Here is an 18,289-nt window from a genome sequence, read left to right on the forward strand (position 1 = left end):
TATATTTTACTGTAAATTCTAAATCAACTCACCATATAGATCAAATTCTTCGGCTGAAGTAATTTTCACATGGGCAAACTCGCCAATTGAGATGTACGTATTTTCTGCAGAAACCAATACAGTATTGTCAACATCAGGAGAATCGTATTCAGTACGTCCTACAAAGTAATTTCCTTCCTTGCGGTCGAAGATACATTTGTAAATCTCGCCAATCCTTGCCTGATTTTTATCCCATGAAATTTGTGATTGTAATTCCATGATCTCTTCTACCCTTTCTTCTTTTACTTCCTGCGGAATATCATCTTCTAATACATAAGCGGAAGTATTTTCTTCATGGGAATAAGTAAAACATCCTAATCTGTCAAACTTCTGTTCTCTTACCCATTCTTTCAATTCCTGAAACCTTTCCTCAGTCTCTCCCGGATATCCTACAATAAGGGTAGTTCTGATTGCCATATCCGGTACTTTTTCTCTGAATTTAGCCAAGAGAGCATTTGTTTTTTCATGAGTAGTCCCTCTTTTCATAGATTTAAGCAAATCTGAATTGATATGTTGCAGAGGAATATCTATATAATTACAAACTTTCGGTTCTTCACGAATTATATCAAGAACATCTTCCGGAAATCCGCTAGGAAAAGCGTAATGCAGACGAATCCACTCAATTCCTTCAACTTTTACCAGCTCTTTCAGAAGATCAGCCAAAGCTCTTTTTTTATAAATATCAAGTCCGTAATAAGTAAGATCCTGCGCGATAAGTATAAGCTCTTTAACTCCTACTTTTGCTAATTTCTGAGCTTCCTTCACCAGTTTTTCTATTGGTGTTGAAACGTGCCCCCCTCTCATCAAAGGAATTGCGCAGAATGAGCACGGTCTGTCGCAACCTTCAGAAATTTTTAGGTAAGCATAATGTTTGGGGGTAGTAGTAAGTCTTTCTCCTACTAATTCGTGCTTATAATCTGCTCCTAAATGTTTTAAAAGAATCGGTAAATCTCTGGTTCCGAAATATTGATCTACATCGGGAATTTCTTTTACCAAATCCGGTTTATATCTTTCCGAAAGACAGCCTGTAACGAAAACTTTTTCTACTTCACCCCGGTTTTTAGCCTCAACAAAATCAAGTATCGTGTTGATTGATTCTTCTTTAGCATTGTCTATAAAGCCACAGGTATTGATGACCACGATGTCTCCTTTATCTTCGTGCACCACTTCTTTTCCGTTGGCTTTCAGCTGGCTCATCAACACTTCAGAATCGTAAACATTTTTGGAACAACCAAGTGTCACGATATTTATTTTCTTCTTCCCTACAGATTTTGTGCGCATTTTATATTGAATAATAAGTAATTAAGTATTTTTTTGTGGCTGCAAATTTAAGAATAAAAAAAAGAACCAAAGGATTCGGTTCTGTGTTTTATGATTTTAATAATTTTTTTCAGAAAATAATGGTGCTTTTTTGTCTTTTTCTGATAAAATAATATCTTTTGGCTTTAATTTCCAATCTATATTCAGGTTTGGATCATCAAATCTGACACTTCCTTCAGAATCTTTATTATAAAAATTGTCACATTTATAAGAAAATAACGCAAAATCACTAATTACAGAAAAACCATGTCCAAATCCTCTAGGTATATATAACTGCAGTTTGTTTTCAGCTGATAATTCTATGCCAAACCATTGTCCAAAAGTAGGTGAATCTTTACGAAGATCAACCGCAACATCCCAAACACTTCCTTCAAGACATGAAACCAGCTTTGCCTGTGCGTGATCACCTTTTTGTAAATGTAAGCCTCTTAAAACACCATAAGATGATTTTGATATATTATCTTGAACGAAATGTCCATTCATCTCCGTAAGTTCCTCAAATTTTCTCTCATTAAACTTTTCAAAAAAATAGCCTCTATCGTCCTCAAAAATAGTCGGTTCGATAATATAACAGTCTTTTAATGGAGTGTGTTTTATTTTCATATTATTCTTATTAATTAATTAATTTAAAGAAAAAATGAGAATATCACCTGGCAAAATATAGTCCACACTTTTTTTTCCAATTACTTGACTTTCAGTTTTCCCAGTATTATTATTTACTTTTTTCATTTTTAACCTTAATTTATATTCTAACTTAAGTTTTTTCTCTAATGATTTGTTCTGAACAATTATAAAATTATTTTTCCCATTCGACATGTAAGAAATTAGCGCATCTTTACCATTAGTAGAAAAAAAACTAAAACCTTTTGGTAGAGAAGGTAACTTGAATGTTCCTTCAGGTATTTGATTCCCTATATGAAAAACCTGATCTGACTTTGCACCTACAAAAACCCAAGCTAACCTTTGTATTTGCTGATTGACATTTTTAACAATATCATAAGTAGCGGTAGGCATTCCTTTATCATCAACAATTCCATTACCATACTTATCTTTAATCCAAATATATTCAAATGTATTTGTCCAATAGGTAAAATATTGAAGACTTTGTGCTCCATATAATAAATTACTGAACTGCTGTAATTTTATACCTTCAGTTGTAGGAGCTAAATAATTAAAATGTATAGTAGAGCAAGCAAATGCCCAAAAAGGTATATTATTTATTTTAGATATATCCCTTATATCCTCCAGATTAGAATACCATCCTTTACGAACATTATTATTTGCAATAGGATAATAATCAAAAGAAATATAACTTGGATTTACTTTACTGATAAATGCTTCAAGATATTGCTTATAGGTATAATTGCGAATAACGTCTTTTCCTACATAGTTGGGAAATAAATTTATATAAAAAATATGTTTGGAGTCGTATTTACTTATAGTATCTATTAATATTTTAAGCTTATCAAATTCTTTTGGAGAGGGTTCATCGAAAATATAGTATCCATAAAGTGCTGGGTGTTTCTTAAATAATTTGACCGTATTTTCTGTATCCGTAAATAAAGTAGGTACCCTTACAACAATCTTCACTCCTGCCTGCTGTGCTGCATCTAAAGCTTTAAGCGCCTCAAAACTATTATTGTATGAATTATAACAAATATCAATTCCTACATTTTTCATATTTAGAAAATGTTCTTTAGTAGAGTATTCTCCTTGAGGCACTCCGTGGAAGGCAAGAATTGGAATAAGCTTATTTTGAGAAAAAAATATTTCAAAAAGAAAGATTAAACAAAAAACAATTGTTTTTTTACTCAGCCACATAATACTAGTTACTATTTAAAGTGAAAACTACTTTAATCGTTTTCAATAGAATTTTTAAATCTAAAAATATTGAATAATTTTTGATATAAAATAGGTCGTACTCTAGTTTTTTGAGATTATCTTTCGGGGTTGCTTTAGGAAGATTCACTTGAGCCCAACCTGTAATTCCTGGCTTTACTAGATGTCTTAAATCAAAGTATGAATTTTCAGCAACAGATAAGGCAACATATTTTTGTTGCTCAGGACGAGGTCCAATGAGACTCATGCTTCCATTGAGAACATTAAATAACTGTGGTAACTCATCAATTTTGGTTATTCTGAGAATCTTACCTACAGTTAAAAGTCTATTATCATTATTTTGTGTAAATTCACCGTTATGTTTTAATGTCATCGTTCTTAACTTATATATTTTGAAAGTCTGTAAATTTTTACCTACTCGTTCCTGAGAAAATAGAACTTTTCCAGGAGAGTTAATAAAAACCATAAGACAACCTATTAGAATTACAGGAAGTACCAACGGTATTAAAATAATAGAAAAAATAAGGTCTATAGCTCTTTTGAAAACGAAATCTCGATTGTTTAAACCTATAGAAAAAATATCATCTGCTAAGTATTCGTTCTCTTTTAACTTAACGAGAGGAATTCTTTTATTTATTTTCTCATAAAACTCATGTACTTCAAATACCTTTATTCCTTGCAGTTTTGCTTCTACAATTTCATTAGTTACATTTTCCGGAAGATGATTTAATTCTGAAGTTTCTATAATAATGGTTTTAATATTTAATTTTTTAATATAAGTAAAAATGCTTCTTTTACTATTTTCTGAATTATAAAAAAAAGACTTATGAGATTTCTTGAAATTATCTTCTTCTAAAATTTTCAATGTTATATTGCTTATATTTATAAAAAGATATCTTTCATTATATTTTGAAAGATTTAGATAATTCTTCATGCTTACTTATTTCTCAAAAAATCAATCAGTCGTTGAAACTATTTGTACAAATATAAATAAATTAAAAATATTGCATAGCTTTTATAAACCATCTTTTATAAGTATAATAAAAAGGCACCTTTATATTATGTTTTTTGAAAGCATCTATAACTTCTTTATTTCCTTTTAAAATATTTTTTAAATTATTATTTGATGTACCTCCTGATCGCATTTTTAAGATATATTCAGGATAATAATACGATGAGATTTTCCCTTTTTCAAAAAACCTCATCATAAGCTCGAAGTCAGCTGCTATAGAATATTTTAAATCAAAAACACCCCAACGCTCATAAATTTCTTTCTTTACAAATAAAGTTGGGTGAGCGGGATGCCACCCATTTTTAAATTTATCCTGTAAACCTGTAGTCCATTTTCTTTGAATCTTGTTTATATCATCTTGATATACATAATAGAGATTAGAAAATAAAGAGTCAATATTTTTATTTTTAAAATTTTTAACAATATTCTCTATAACATATTGTGAAGTATACAAATCATCCGAATTAAGAATTCCGATAATGTCTCCTGACGACAATACAATACCTTTGTTCATAGCATCATATATCCCTTGGTCTTTTTCGCTTATTAAATGTAATCTTCCAGCAAATTTTTTTTCATACTCTTTAATAATATCCAAAGTATTATCCTTAGATCCTCCATCTACAATGATGTATTCAATATCTTTGTATGTTTGATTTAATACAGACTCTAATGCTGTTTCTATATATTTTTCACTGTTCCAACAAACTGTAATAATACTAACTTTCATACACTATCTTTATTAATACGTTTGAGTCAAAAATTATTGTTTTTTCTTTTTTTTAAAAAATGCAATATTGTTTTAAAAAAATAGTATCTAGCTTTTATTTTTTTTTGTAAACTCCTTTTTCTTAGACTTGAGTTATTTTGATGAATATTATAAATAAGCGTATTATCTGAAATATGGTAGACAGATTTTAAAAGGTTAGCCGTCATTGCAATGTATAAGTCATGGGCTTCAATATAACCTGGAAAAGGTAATATAAATTTTAATAAGTTTCTATCTATCATCATTGTACAACCATAATAAGCAGATTTACCTAAAAATATCCTTCTAATATTCCCTAAATATTTTGATGAGTTTTCATTTTTAAGGTTATAAAAACTTACATTTTTTTTAGATTGATTATTTATCTCAAAATTTGAGGCAATCAAGCTTACATTATTTTTTTTTGCTGCTTCAAACATTTTATTTAATCTTCCTGAAATCCAAATATCATCCTGATCAGACAGACATATATATCTATTTTGAGCTTTATAAATAGCTCTCTCAAATGTTTTTACATACCCAAAATTTATCTCATTACAGTATAATTTTATTACATTTGATGTAAAAGCTTTTATTACTTTGACAGTATCATCTGTTGAACAATCGTCCACTATGATTAGTTCATCTCCATCTACAGATAATTCTTTAAGAATAGATTCTATTTGTATTTTTATGTAACTAAAACCATTATAGGATGCCATACATACTGAAACAGGGTCTCTCATTTAGCAATTAGATTTTACAAATATTTATAAAATAGTGATATATATTAATTTATTTTCTTCCAAAATAATACCGAATTTTAAGAAATGCTAGACTTTTATTCCTGAATGTTTCTTTTAGTAAATGAGGAAAATCCAGCATAAAAAATATCAGTATTTTATTTTTATTCTTACTATAACTTTTCAAATCATTTAAGTATATTTTATATCTGTCCAATGATTTTTGCAGATTATTTGAATTACCTGAAAAATTTTGTTCTAAACGTATATTAATAATTTCAGCTATAATATTTTTATTGTTTATCCTTTCAATAAATTCATGGTCACAAAAATCAATCTTTAAACAGGAATCATAGCCGTGATGTTGGAAAAAAAAATTCGTTTGTATCATTAATCCTGAATTTATAGCAGTGATATGTTTCAGCATAATTTCATTTCCAAGTTTTTTAATTTTGAAAGTGCGGTAAAACCTGTAAATAGAAGGAGATAATAAAGCTTGATTTGAATAAACTTTGGGAAATAATATTTTTTTTGATGTTTCTTTACATCTTTCAAAGTATTTTTCAACAAAGTCAAGAGGTAAAAAAGTATCTTGGTCTAAAAAGACGATCCATTCTACTGCATTATTATTTGCAAATTTTGCAATATGATTGTATGCTGCTGATATTCCTGTATTTTTAGAGTCCCAAAAGTAAAAAATTTTAATATTTTCAGCTATTTCGAATTCATTTGAGACACTCCAATATTCAAAATCTGTATTATCGTAGATATAAATTATAATATTGTTACAAGAAACTGATTGTTTGAAAGATTCGATTAAACTAATAAATGATTCTGTCTCCCAAAATTTCTCCCGAAAACAAACAATTCCAAATACCAATGACGACATATTAACGAAATGCATAAAAATAAAATATTAATAGAATAACCATGACTTATATGGTTTATAAATATCAACTACATCGATCAAATATACAATCTGTACTATTGAGAAAAGTATAATAAAAGTCCAACCAATAAATTTTGATCTAGGCTCAAACAAAAACACTATCATGGGATACAAAATAATTTGAATTACCGAAAACAATTCAAATGTCCTTATAGAGAAAACGTGTGCGGAGGGGCTTAAAATAAAAAAGAAACAAAGGGATATTACGTGTAATTTAAAAAGGGAGTCAAAAAATTTCACATCCTTGAATTTTGAATAATAAAAACCCAATACGCCTGTAAAAAATAAAGCAAATAATATTCTAAAATTAAATATATTGGTTTCCTTTTCTTTCATCCACTCCATCATTTCCAAATATACTTGTACTTTCGGAAAAATACGATCAAGATAAAGAAGTGTTAAAAAATTTACTTTTGAAACAGCCAATAAAAAACAAATACACAACCCTACATACAAATATTTTATGCTTATTTTATAATAAATAATAAAAAAAGCTATTATAAATACTAAACTAGATGAATGAAAGAAAAGACACAATAATATCTTTAAAAAAAAAGATTTATAGTTTCTATTATCAATATCATCTAAAGATAGCAAGAAGATTGCAGAAGCAACACCAGCCCTTATCGTTGTCATTTCCTGCATAATAAAAAGATAACTTAGATAAATGATAATACTTAAAAAGAAAAATGGCGAATATTTTTTTATAGCAAATAACTTTATACTCACACCTAAAAAAGCAAAAATAAGAAACGATCCTCTTATCATTTCCAATTTAGAATTTACAAAAAAATTCAATGTATTTGGAATAACATACATACACCATTCTATCTTTTTCTCATCATTTAAAAAGTCTTTTGCATTATCCGGAACATATTTGAAAAGCTTTAAATAAAACATATAATCATTATCTACATCTAATCTTGTCCCTGCAAAAAGAGCCAAAAATACAATCAGTATGATAACAAAAATATTTTTAAACTTAAAATTTGCTATAAAAGCAAAAATTGAAGAAAAAAAGAATAAAAGATAATATAACATCTTTGGTAATTATTTTAATCATAACATTAGAACTCCTAAGATTAGGAAAATTTTCACAATATAACTATTGTACTTTAAATATAATATTTATAAATATCACTTTATATTTTTTATAGCATTATAGATAACCCTTAATAGAATTTTTGGAAATAATGATAATATGAATAAAAACAATACATTGCAATTGGTATTTCTATAAAAATATCTATAATAACTTCTAAATGAATAAAAATTAAATATACCAGAAATTCTCAGTTTTATCATATTATTAACCCCAAAAATCTCAGAACAAACACTATGCTTATTAATTACCTTTTCCGCTTCAGAAGTGCTGAAGTTTTGAGGAAAGTGCAAAAGTGATTGCTCCAAATCTCTAAAAAAAACCTCAAAAACATCATTTTTCCAATAACTTATCTTCTTATTATTAGCAACAATTAGATCCTCATTTAACCAGTAAAATCTATTTATGTTATCTTTAAAATTACAAAATATCAAACCTAATTGTGGAAAGTTTTTAAATTTTTCAGAAGAAAAATCATTTAATTTCAAATTACTTCTCTTATAAATTGTTGCTCCGGACATCGTAAGATGCCAGGAAAAATCATTAAAAATAATTTTGGATTTATTAATAATACCAGTATTAATATGAATATTTCTGTTCTCATCTTTAAAAGATATAAAATCTGGATCCTCAGACTCAATAATAGATAGTATTTTTAAAATACTACCTTTCTTAATCATCATTGAATCTCCTAAATACCATATATAATTTGAACTACTAAGTTTTAATGAAGCAATGCAATTTTTGTCATGTCCTAAAGATGGGGTGTTTTTGAAGTAATAAATTTTATTATGCTTCTTTTTTAAATCGTTTATAACAATTTTAGTATCATCAGTAGTACTATCATCAGAAACGAAAATAGGAATATCATATTTGATAAGATCTTCTAAAATATTATCAAGATTTTCTTTTAAAATTTCTGCTCTGTTATAAGTAGGAATTACAATGGATAAAATAGAAAGAGTATTATTTTTCATCATAATGCCACAATTTTCTTTTTGTATAAAATATCCATAATGCTATAGGCAGACTAATACAGCTTATTACAAAACTATAAAATAGAATTATTCCCCAAATTCCATGAAGTTTCCCCAACAGAAAAATTCCAGCTACAATTATTACTGCCATTAATATTGAAAAATAAAGAAATGGTTCTTTTTTATGACATCTTAAATATATTGCCAAACCAGACACAAACTGATTTGTAATGACAGAAAAAGCTAAGACATACAAAAGTTTTGGTTCTAGAAATCTTTGAGAAAAGTTTTCAATATATAAGTTTGATACATTTAATGCGAAAAGAAAAAATAAAATGCTCACAAAAGAAACGACAGTTGATTGTATTATTGTTTTTTTAAATACCAAATCCAATGTATCAAATTTTTTTTGTGCTATAGCTGTTGAAAAAAAAGGTATTTTAGTATTCAGCCAACTTAAAGAAATACTTTGAATACCATTAAAAACAGCCAAAGACAACCCTATTTGCCCAGCTACAATGGCTCCTTCTGTCGCAAAAACTATAGGGTTTATAAGTTGATAAATGAAATAACCGCTAATCCAGCTAATAGATATTTTCCATTGAAAAGGCAATATTTCTTTAATATAATTAACGCGTTCTGTAATATTATTTTTCCAAATATTAATAATTAATTTCTTCCTATAGCTAAAATATAAAAACAAAGGAATAGCTATAAAAGCAAGAAAATTAGCTATGGCACTCGAATATAAATGAAATCCGGTTGATAGGAACAGTAATACAAATGCAGCCTGTATAGAATATTGTACTAATCTAATCATAGCCACCTCCTTTACTTTACCCAATCCTTCCAAAAAAGATAGTATTGGAATCACTAGTAAATTCAAACTACTGGTCAATACAAGAATAAGCCAAGGATAAAACCAATCTACACTATTGTTACCATAATTTTGAAAAAAGATAAAACCTATTACGGTTAAAAAAACAAATAAAAGTATACTTAAAACTGAAAACCATTTCACAGAAAGATGTAGCAAGGAACTAACTCTGGAAAGATTTTTCAAGTCTCCATCTAAAGTATACTTATCGCTAAATTTCAGGTTTGCAAATTCATGTGCCGTAAATTGGGTTATAATACTTGTTAAGCCTAATTCAAAAAAAACCTGAAGAGCTATAATACTTCCAAAAGTATAAAAGTAGCCTTGTTCAAATTTATCTAAAAATTTAATAACAAAAAGCATACTTAAAAACCCACTACCTCCTTGTATAATTCGGCTGAATGCGGTATAAATAATTGCAGTATCTATTCCTATTTTATTTCTAAAAATAGCGATAACCTTATTATTTTGCATTATCTAAATTTTTGCCACCATTTTTTTTCGTCAGCACTATAGCCATATCCATATTTGTTACCGTAACCAAAGTTTGATTCTTTAACACTATTAAGAACGATTCCAACATTCTTGAGCTTTTCCTCTTTTACCGAATTATTCAGGAATTCGAAATAACTTTTTTCGGTAACCTCCGATCTGGTAACATAAACAATTGCATCAGATTTATCTGCAATAAGCAGGGAATCTGTTACGAGTAAAAGTGGTGCTGTGTCTAGTACAATATATTTATATTTATTTTCCGCTTTAATAAGTAATAAAAGCTCATCTAGCTTACCATTCTGCAATAGATCTGTTGGGTTTGGTGGAATGGCACCGGAATAAATAAAATCACAATTTTCGTTATATCCACTTGGATGAATAATTTCTTGAATGCTCAGACTTTCTCCACCTAAAAATTCAGTTAAACCTTTTGTAGATTTCATATTTTCGTTGTAGCGCTGTAACTGAGGGTTTCTGACATCAGCACCTATTACCAACACTCTATCTCGTGAAGAAGCCAAAATAATAGAAAGATTAGTGGATACAAATGTTTTCCCCTCTCCTTTAACCGATGATGTAACCATAATTACTTTCCCGGAATCTTTATTCGGAAGCAAAAACTTTAGATTGGTAACAAAAATCCTAAATGCTTCTGCCATTGGAGAAACATCATTGAAAGACAAAAGAGCATTATCTTTTCTTTTAAGTTTAGGAATTTCTGCCAAAACAGGCAAATCAGTAACCTTAGAAATATCAGCTCTGCTCAAAATAGTGCTTTGTAATAAGCTTCTTATATAAATTACAGCGAAAGGAACCAATAAGCCTATAAAAAGACTAATTCCTAAAACAATCATTTTTCTAGGTGCAACAGGTTTTTTAAGAATGAAAGCTCTGTCTATAACTCTTGCTTTTTCAGAGGTTATTTCCATACTGATTGCAGCCTCCTCTCTCTTTTGCAAAAGGAGTAAATAAAGACTTTCTTTGATCTGTTGTTGTCTTTCTATGCTTCTGAAAAGTTTTTCCTGACCAGGAATTTTACTGATCATGCCCGAAGAACTACCAAGTTGACTTTCAACTTTCCTTCGTGCTAATTCCAAAGTCGTCATATTTCTTTGTAAGGACTCAGAAAGCGAAGACTTCATCTGCTCAATTTGTTTGTTGGCATCTCTTACCAAAGGGTTATCAGGTGTTGCTTCCTGTAAATATCTATTTCTTTGTAAAACCAAAGCATTATACTCTTGAATAGCATTTAAAGCTGCATCGTTTTCTAAACCTATATTAACAGGAAGAATATCTCCGGTTCCTTTTCTAATAAGTGAATTTCTCAACAACTTTGTTATCTCCATCTGAGTACCGATCTCTAGAATTTGAGCCTTACTCTGTTCTTTCATCTGAAGGTTTATTCTCGCTTCGGTAGGCAAATCCACAATATTATTACCAGATTTAAAACCTTCTTTCTGGGATTCTACATCTCCAAGCTCTTTTGAAATAATTACAATTCTCTGATCAATAAAATCTTTTGTTTTTTTAGATTCAATATTTTTATCGTTGATTGCATAACTGTTATACTGTCTCACTAATTTATTCAGAAAATCTTTTGCTTTATCTTTGTTTTCAAAATCTACTGAAAGGTTGATTATCGTTCCATCTTTGTCAAGAAGATCCACTTTTAGTGCCTCTTGATAATTATTTACTGCATCTTCAAAACTAGAGTAGTAGAAAAAAAGATCAGACATATCTACTTTTTGAGGAGCTTTGTAGTTAGGGTTTTTAGTTATGATTATTAAAGCAAAAGGCAGATTTATTGTTCTGCCAAAAGATGTTATTATATCTTTATCAAATTCATCCGAGGATAAAATTATTTCATTATTCTTAGTTTTTATTGATATTGGTTTTTTGGGCAATTCAGAATTTTCCTTTTCCTGAATAACATTAATAATAAAAGGATTTGTTTCCCCGTACAACTCTACGTTTTTAAGGCTTTGTTTAGCATAAAATGTAGTTTGAAAATTAAGATCCTTTAAAGCGTCTTCTACAATTGATTTTGATTCAAATACCCCTACTTCATTTTCTATGCTGTTTGTTCCCATCCCGCTAAATCCACCTAAACTCTGAAGAACCCCCATATCACCGGAAGCTGCAGACATTTTTTTTGCATCTTTAATAAGTACAGATGTTTGAGCTTTGAAAACAGGAGATTTTGATTTGATATAATAAACTGCAGCCAATAAAGCTATAAAAACAGTCGCAGCAAAATATTTCCAGTTTCTTAAGTATGGTGCGATAAGTTCTTTTATGTTGATTTCTTTCTTGATATTATGATCCATTTTCGGATTAATTATAGTTTTTTGTGAACGATTGCAAATATATCTATTATTTACTTAAAAAAGCAGTTGTGAGTATCTATATTTTACCATTTTTCCATCTTTTAATAAAAATTTTACCAACCATAATAATACAAAAAAAATATCAACCGTAACTCTTCGAATATCTATAGTTTATAAGTAAGCATAATTCCGCCTCTTGTAGGAATTATTTCTCCGCTCTTATTCCATTTCTTTGCACCATCGTAGCGTTCACCGTTATCTTTCAAATATCCTTTGTATAATGACTGAGTAAGACCGAATCCAGCATAAATATCAATTCCTAGTTTGTCATTAATAATAAAATGATATCCGCCACTTACTCCTAATATAAAAGCCAACCCTTTCTGATAACGATCTGTCATACGAACGGTTCCATCCGGCAATACTTCAGGAACTCCATTTTCATCAACTACGGGAGCTAGATTGAAGTAATTCCATTTTTGTATATTAAAAACACCAACAGATCCATAAATTCCAAGATGCCATTTTTTCATAACTTCATTAAAATAATACCTTCCTTCTACAGTTCCCATATAAATCTGGAGATTTTTTCCGCTGAATGATTTCCAGGGAGAAACTAAAACTTCAGTCTGTAAAGATATTTTTTTATTGAATGGTTGCTCAACAGCAACATTAAGTATACCTAAAGGAACAAATGGTGCATTAATTTTAACCTCAGTTTGAGCTTTAATTAATAAAACAGAAAATAACGGAAGCACTGTAGAAATTTTCTGCAACAGTCTTAAGATGCAAATTTTAAAAATCATTAATTTATTTTATAATAACAGAAAGGGTTTTCAGCAAAATTTGTGCATCTTTTTTAAATGAAAGCTGATAATAATAATCAAGATTCATTTTTACCTTTTCGGGAAAAAGAATGGTATCGTTATATTCTAAAGGATTTTTCTGCTGTTTCAAAATCTCCTCTTCGTTTCTGAACTTGATACCTGCTTCACTGGTGAGACCAGGCTTTAGATTTAAAATCAATTGATTATCACCTTTTAAAGTATCATAATAACCGGGAATATCGGGTCTCGGACCGACAAAAGACATATCTCCTTTCAAAATATTAAATAATTGCGGAAGCTCGTCAAGCTTTGTTTTTCGCATCCATTTTCCAACAGAAGATTTTTTTAAAGTTTTAGAATGATAGGTTCTCAACTTATAAATAACAAAAGTTTTGCCATATAGCCCTACTCTTTTCTGTGTAAATATTCCAGGAAAACCGGTATCAAAAGATGAAATTATAATCAATAATAAAAGTACAGGAAGCAGAACAATGATCGTTGTAAGACTCAGCCCATAATCCATCATCGCTTTCCACCAAGGATATTTTTTCACGTTGCATTTAATTGTTTGGTAAAGATATGGAAAGATATGATAAAGAAAATACCTTTTTTACTTTTCCTGTACTTTACAACAAAACAAATCTCACAAAAAATGTGAGATTTATGGCTCGAAAAAGCAGTACAATTAATTATTATTTTTAACCAGAATCCAGCCTGTAAATGTTCTTCCATCCGGAAGTGTAATTACGTACCAATAGCTTGATGTAGGAATAGGTCTGCCTGCAATAGTACCGTCCCAAATAATCTGGGTATTGGTATTTTGCTCAAAAATTAGATAACTGTATCGGTCAAATACCTTCACATTAGTCATTTCTTTTCCAAATACATGAAGATTTTTCACAATCCATTTGTCATTAAAACCGTCACCATTTGGTGTGATCGCATTTTTAATATCTAAAATCACTCCGTCTTTTTTCACGATACATTTCCCTTCTGCATATTTCACATAGAATGTTGTAATTCCGGTTGGAAGATTGTAGAAAATATTGCTTTCCTGCCAGTTAATCCCATCTGCAGAATATAATATAGGCTGAGAACCGGTGGCAATTACCGTAAAATTATTACCATTTGCTATAAGTTGTTTTATTACAGGAACATCATAATATTTAGCTTCAAATATCGCAGTAAAAAAACATCCGTTATCTGAAATCACGTTTACAGAATAAATTCCTTGTAAAACAGCATTAGAAAGAGTGCTTCCGGTGGATACAATTTCTCCCGCAGGATTGGTCCATGCATAACTTACGATAGTATGCCCTTCAACATTCAAAGTAAAGCTAAAGCTTTCTTCCGGACAAAAAAACTGGGTAGGAATGATAAAAGAAGGAACCGATTTTAATACAATTTTTATGGATGCAATATCCGGACAAAAACCAGGAACATTTACTTTTACAAAAACAGTATTTGACATGGTATTCTGATTAAAAGCAAAGTTTGCAGGATTCGAAATTGCATTACTACCGGAATTCAGATCTGCAATCGAAAGATAATAGGTAAACACAGCATTACTCCCATTAAATATCTGATTTTCAAATTGTATAAGATTTACATTTTCTACACCATCATTTCCATTATCACAAATATTATCCATTAAAAATGGTCCTGCATTCTGAAGAGTAATTTTATCTCCAACTGTAAAATTAATATTTGCCACATCATCGCAACCGGGGATATTGGTAACCTTTACCCAAATTTGCTGCGGAAATGGCTGTGCAGAAAAATTTTGAGGATTTGTAATTGGATTTACCCCATTCAAAGCATCCTGTTGAGTGAGATAATATGAAAATGTATTGATTGAATTAGGAATATCAACATACAATTGAGTAAAATTATTGAGATTAACCTCAAAAATTCCATCTAAATTATCATCACATATAATCACTGTTGAATTAATCGCTTTAGGCGGGAAATAAGTATTGAGCTGGATAGGCGCTATAGAATAACAGCCACTTGTTTTCGATTGAAACCTTGCCCAAACCTGAACTGTGGAAACACTGGTTACTATGGTATTTCCAATCTGCGATGATGAATTTCCTGAATTGGCATCGGCTGAATTAAGATAGAATGAAATATTCATATCCGATAAAGGCTGAGAATTTTGAGAGGCTACAAACAATTGCGAAAGTGCATCATTTAACTGAAATGTTTCATTCAGATTAAAATCTTCATCACATTGATTAAGCACCGCATTATTTAATACAATTGCCGGCAAGAAAGTCATCTGAACAGTAAGTTGAGCAACTGAAAAACATGCATTGTTATTAAATTTAATTTTAACAAAAACCGTTGCGTTTCCCGGAACCAGAAACTGAGAAGGGTCTGAAATCTGCCCTGAAAATGTCTGTGTTGCAGAATTATAAGAAGTATAGTAAGTAAAAGTCACACCAGAACCCGTATAAATTTGTGGTTGAGCCTGCAATAGATTGTAAACTTCAATACCATCATTATTATTATCGCAAATATTATTTAGAGAAATCGTTACATTAGAGTTTACATTAGGCGTAGGAACCAGACCAACCGTGACAGGATAAATCTGAACACAATTATAGGAATTTATTCTAACGAAAATTTGCTGACTGCCACTAATATTTGCTGTAGTCACCGCATTTGTATTGTTTTGTGCATCAGCCTGAGTAAGAAAAAAAGTTGTGGTTGCATTCTGGCTGCCTATGATCTGAGCCGAAAACTGATTCAATGAAACACTTTCTGAATTATTGTTATTAAAATCACAAACGGTAAAGTTTGATTGTGCAATCACAGGGTGTACGAGATTAACATTGATTGCTCTTATCGTATAACAGTCATCACTTTGTTCAAAACGAACAAAAAATATTTTAGTAACTAAATTTCCGTTATCTGTAATCACCTGATTCGGAGAAATAGGATTAAGACCTTCAACTGCTTCCAGATAATTATCATAAAATTCTGTAACAGCTACAGTGAGCGGTTGGATAAGCATGCTGGAAGAAATGGTAGCCAAATTAATTGTGACATCTTCCAAACCGTTAAAACATATATATTCATTCTTATCATTAGCCACAATTTCAGTAAAAGTAATGTTCATGTTAACAGGAACTACAGCAAAACATCCACCCGGAATCTCCACCCTTATAAAAATGGTATAAATACCTTTTTTTATGTTTCCTAAAGGAGTTCCGCCACCCAGATAAGCTGCCACTGCAGTCTCATAAGCGGTAAAAGAAGCACCGGACTGATTTGAAATAAGCGGTCCCAGATTTACTGCAAAATCAAATCCTTCAAGATTATCTGCGTTAATGTCACACATAGTAAAAACAAAGGAAATTGGTGAGTTGACATTAACACCCGTTTTTAAAACAAAATTTACAGGTCCTAAAATATAAGTACAACCCGCAGACTGCAAACGAACCCAAACCTTTGTTCCTGAAGAAATATTGGCAGATACAACAGATCCTGTATTGTTTTGAGCATTATTTTGTGAAAGAAAATATGAAAAACCAGTAGTCCCCACCGGGAAAATTTCGTTATTAATAAGATTCAAGTCATAGTTTGGTTCAACACCATCATTATTGGTGTCACAGATAGAAATAATGTCGGTTAAAAGATGGTATGTCTTAAAATTCAATGTGAGAACAGCGGTTCTGTAACAGTCAGGAATTGATGGATTTTGAATTCTTACATATAAAACAGAATTTGAATTGAGAGTATAATTGGTTGAGATACTATTGGTATTATTTTGCGCATCCTGAATGGTATTATGAAATGTAAAAATAAAATTGGAAGGATTTTGAGAAGTAAGATTAGGCTTAAAATCATTTAGGTTGAGTGTAAGCGGAGAATTTCCACAAAAATCTTGACTATAATTTTTAGACGAAGGATAAGCAGGATCAAAACTGAGGTTAAAATCATCAGATAATGTTAAAATACTATTTCCGCAGATATTAAAGTTTACATTGGCGGTATAGACTTCATTTTGTGTAGGACAAAGAGTCGCGGTAGTACCTGTTGCCAAAATTTGTCCTGAAGAATCTAGCCAGTTGACCTGTGGCTGAATATTGGCTCCTGATGGCGCAAATCGCCAGGCTTCCTGCGAAGTCTGCCAACTCCCTGTATTTCGTGATAACGGAGAATATCCCAAACTGCCATCGTTATTCAATATACCGACAAGTGCATTCTCAAATTTTCTTGTCGCACAAGGTTGTGGTTTAGATCCGATAAAAACATCTACAATATTGGTAGTTTCATGCAAAACAATCTGAGACGAAGATCTTTCTGTACATCCGGCAATTCTTCCTTCAAAAAAATTAATGATAAATTTTCTGTTAGGATAAGTTCCGGTTACAGAATAATAAATTTCTGAAGGATCGGATGAAGAAAAAACCATATCATGATAGACTCCGAAAATCGAATTTTTAGGCAGACTTGTACTTGGATTTTGCCATGCAACATTCGGATAATTGATGTTTCCTATTTGGTTTTCATCAAAGGTGACCATCCCGTTTGAGCCTATTACAACAGATTCAAAGTACTGGTTAAAAAAGCAGAATTTAAAGGGAAGATTAAGCTTTACTGCAAAAAGATCGTCATAATTTGCATTGATAGGCGTTCCCTGATTAAAGGGAATCAGAGGAGAAAAATTTTCGGAAGTAACCTGGTATGATGTTGTCTGCTTAATAACAGGATACTCTACACCGAGTGTAAAGCAGCCATTGGCATCAAGATTATTGATACAGGTAACATTAAAATTTTCATTTCCCAACGCATCTTTTACTTTGACAGCAATAGGAGTCTGAGCAAAATAGAAAACAGCGAAAAATAAACAAAAAACTGATAAAAATTTTGTCATTGATTTGGCTTGATTATAATTATTAAAATGGCTTGAATTAAATAAAACATCAAAACCATTAATTAACAAAAGTAACAAATTACATATATGAACAAATAAAATATAAAATTATGTAGTAAAAATTCACAAATCAATACATATAAACGATT

General features: G+C 30.2%; 14 protein-coding genes. All 14 read right to left on the reverse strand.

The window, feature by feature from the left end:
• Positions 1-18: 18 nt before the first annotated feature.
• A complete protein-coding gene (gene rimO, locus FOL89_RS08290; RefSeq protein ID WP_144282355.1) occupies positions 19-1,320 on the reverse strand; it encodes a 30S ribosomal protein S12 methylthiotransferase RimO in 1,302 nt (433 codons plus the stop codon).
• Positions 1,321-1,416: 96 nt separating this feature from the next.
• Positions 1,417-1,962: a dTDP-4-dehydrorhamnose 3,5-epimerase gene (gene rfbC, locus FOL89_RS08295; RefSeq protein WP_144282356.1), complete on the reverse strand. Its 546-nt coding sequence runs from the start codon at positions 1,960-1,962 to the stop codon at positions 1,417-1,419.
• An 18-nt stretch (positions 1,963-1,980) separates the two neighbouring features.
• Positions 1,981-3,180, reverse strand: coding sequence for a hypothetical protein (locus FOL89_RS08300; RefSeq protein ID WP_144282357.1), 1,200 nt, complete (start codon positions 3,178-3,180; stop codon positions 1,981-1,983).
• A 4-nt stretch (positions 3,181-3,184) separates the two neighbouring features.
• Positions 3,185-4,132 (reverse strand): sugar transferase, encoded by a 948-nt coding sequence (locus FOL89_RS08305; protein WP_144282358.1) that lies wholly within the window; start codon positions 4,130-4,132, stop codon positions 3,185-3,187.
• Between the two features lie 61 nt (positions 4,133-4,193).
• Positions 4,194-4,940 (reverse strand): glycosyltransferase family 2 protein, encoded by a 747-nt coding sequence (locus tag FOL89_RS08310; RefSeq protein ID WP_144282359.1) that lies wholly within the window; start codon positions 4,938-4,940, stop codon positions 4,194-4,196.
• Between the two features lie 26 nt (positions 4,941-4,966).
• Complete coding sequence (locus FOL89_RS08315) at positions 4,967-5,704, reverse strand: glycosyltransferase (RefSeq protein WP_144282360.1); 738 nt, start codon at positions 5,702-5,704, stop codon at positions 4,967-4,969.
• Between the two features lie 49 nt (positions 5,705-5,753).
• Positions 5,754-6,590: a glycosyltransferase gene (locus FOL89_RS08320; RefSeq protein ID WP_185146944.1), complete on the reverse strand. Its 837-nt coding sequence runs from the start codon at positions 6,588-6,590 to the stop codon at positions 5,754-5,756.
• A 27-nt stretch (positions 6,591-6,617) separates the two neighbouring features.
• A complete protein-coding gene (locus tag FOL89_RS08325; RefSeq protein ID WP_144282362.1) occupies positions 6,618-7,691 on the reverse strand; it encodes an EpsG family protein in 1,074 nt (357 codons plus the stop codon).
• A gap of 96 nt (positions 7,692-7,787) precedes the next feature.
• Entirely contained in the window at positions 7,788-8,732 is a 945-nt protein-coding gene (locus tag FOL89_RS08330) for a glycosyltransferase family 2 protein (protein WP_144282363.1), read from the reverse strand.
• Positions 8,719-10,080: a lipopolysaccharide biosynthesis protein gene (locus tag FOL89_RS08335; RefSeq protein ID WP_144282364.1), complete on the reverse strand. Its 1,362-nt coding sequence runs from the start codon at positions 10,078-10,080 to the stop codon at positions 8,719-8,721. Before FOL89_RS08335 ends, FOL89_RS08330 begins: the two co-directional genes overlap by 14 nt.
• Positions 10,080-12,428 carry a GumC family protein gene (locus tag FOL89_RS08340; RefSeq protein ID WP_144282365.1) on the reverse strand — a complete coding sequence of 783 codons (2,349 nt, stop codon included), beginning with the start codon at positions 12,426-12,428 and terminating at the stop codon, positions 10,080-10,082. The genes FOL89_RS08335 and FOL89_RS08340 overlap by 1 nt, the downstream gene beginning before the upstream one ends.
• Before the next feature lie 164 nt (positions 12,429-12,592).
• Positions 12,593-13,234 carry a DUF3575 domain-containing protein gene (locus FOL89_RS08345; protein ID WP_144282366.1) on the reverse strand — a complete coding sequence of 214 codons (642 nt, stop codon included), beginning with the start codon at positions 13,232-13,234 and terminating at the stop codon, positions 12,593-12,595.
• A gap of 4 nt (positions 13,235-13,238) precedes the next feature.
• Positions 13,239-13,808 carry a sugar transferase gene (locus FOL89_RS08350; RefSeq protein WP_317130098.1) on the reverse strand — a complete coding sequence of 190 codons (570 nt, stop codon included), beginning with the start codon at positions 13,806-13,808 and terminating at the stop codon, positions 13,239-13,241.
• A 132-nt stretch (positions 13,809-13,940) separates the two neighbouring features.
• Positions 13,941-18,140, reverse strand: a complete 4,200-nt coding sequence (locus FOL89_RS08355; RefSeq protein ID WP_144282367.1) for a T9SS type B sorting domain-containing protein — start codon at positions 18,138-18,140, stop codon at positions 13,941-13,943.
• Positions 18,141-18,289 lie beyond the last annotated feature (149 nt).

This window comes from Chryseobacterium echinoideorum (genome assembly GCF_007474535.1).
Classification (GTDB): domain Bacteria; phylum Bacteroidota; class Bacteroidia; order Flavobacteriales; family Weeksellaceae; genus Chryseobacterium; species Chryseobacterium echinoideorum.

Coding starts and splice junctions, on each gene's coding strand:
- FOL89_RS08355 (WP_144282367.1), bottom strand. CDS start 18,140: ATGACAAAATTTTTATCAGTTTTTTGTTTATTTTTCGCTGTTTTCTAT.
- FOL89_RS08340 (WP_144282365.1), bottom strand. CDS start 12,428: ATGGATCATAATATCAAGAAAGAAATCAACATAAAAGAACTTATCGCA.
- rfbC (WP_144282356.1), bottom strand. CDS start 1,962: ATGAAAATAAAACACACTCCATTAAAAGACTGTTATATTATCGAACCG.
- FOL89_RS08335 (WP_144282364.1), bottom strand. CDS start 10,080: ATGCAAAATAATAAGGTTATCGCTATTTTTAGAAATAAAATAGGAATA.
- FOL89_RS08305 (WP_144282358.1), bottom strand. CDS start 4,132: ATGAAGAATTATCTAAATCTTTCAAAATATAATGAAAGATATCTTTTT.
- FOL89_RS08315 (WP_144282360.1), bottom strand. CDS start 5,704: ATGAGAGACCCTGTTTCAGTATGTATGGCATCCTATAATGGTTTTAGT.
- FOL89_RS08330 (WP_144282363.1), bottom strand. CDS start 8,732: ATGATGAAAAATAATACTCTTTCTATTTTATCCATTGTAATTCCTACT.
- FOL89_RS08300 (WP_144282357.1), bottom strand. CDS start 3,180: ATGTGGCTGAGTAAAAAAACAATTGTTTTTTGTTTAATCTTTCTTTTT.
- FOL89_RS08345 (WP_144282366.1), bottom strand. CDS start 13,234: ATGATTTTTAAAATTTGCATCTTAAGACTGTTGCAGAAAATTTCTACA.
- FOL89_RS08310 (WP_144282359.1), bottom strand. CDS start 4,940: ATGAAAGTTAGTATTATTACAGTTTGTTGGAACAGTGAAAAATATATA.
- FOL89_RS08320 (WP_185146944.1), bottom strand. CDS start 6,590: ATGTCGTCATTGGTATTTGGAATTGTTTGTTTTCGGGAGAAATTTTGG.
- rimO (WP_144282355.1), bottom strand. CDS start 1,320: ATGCGCACAAAATCTGTAGGGAAGAAGAAAATAAATATCGTGACACTT.
- FOL89_RS08325 (WP_144282362.1), bottom strand. CDS start 7,691: ATGTTATATTATCTTTTATTCTTTTTTTCTTCAATTTTTGCTTTTATA.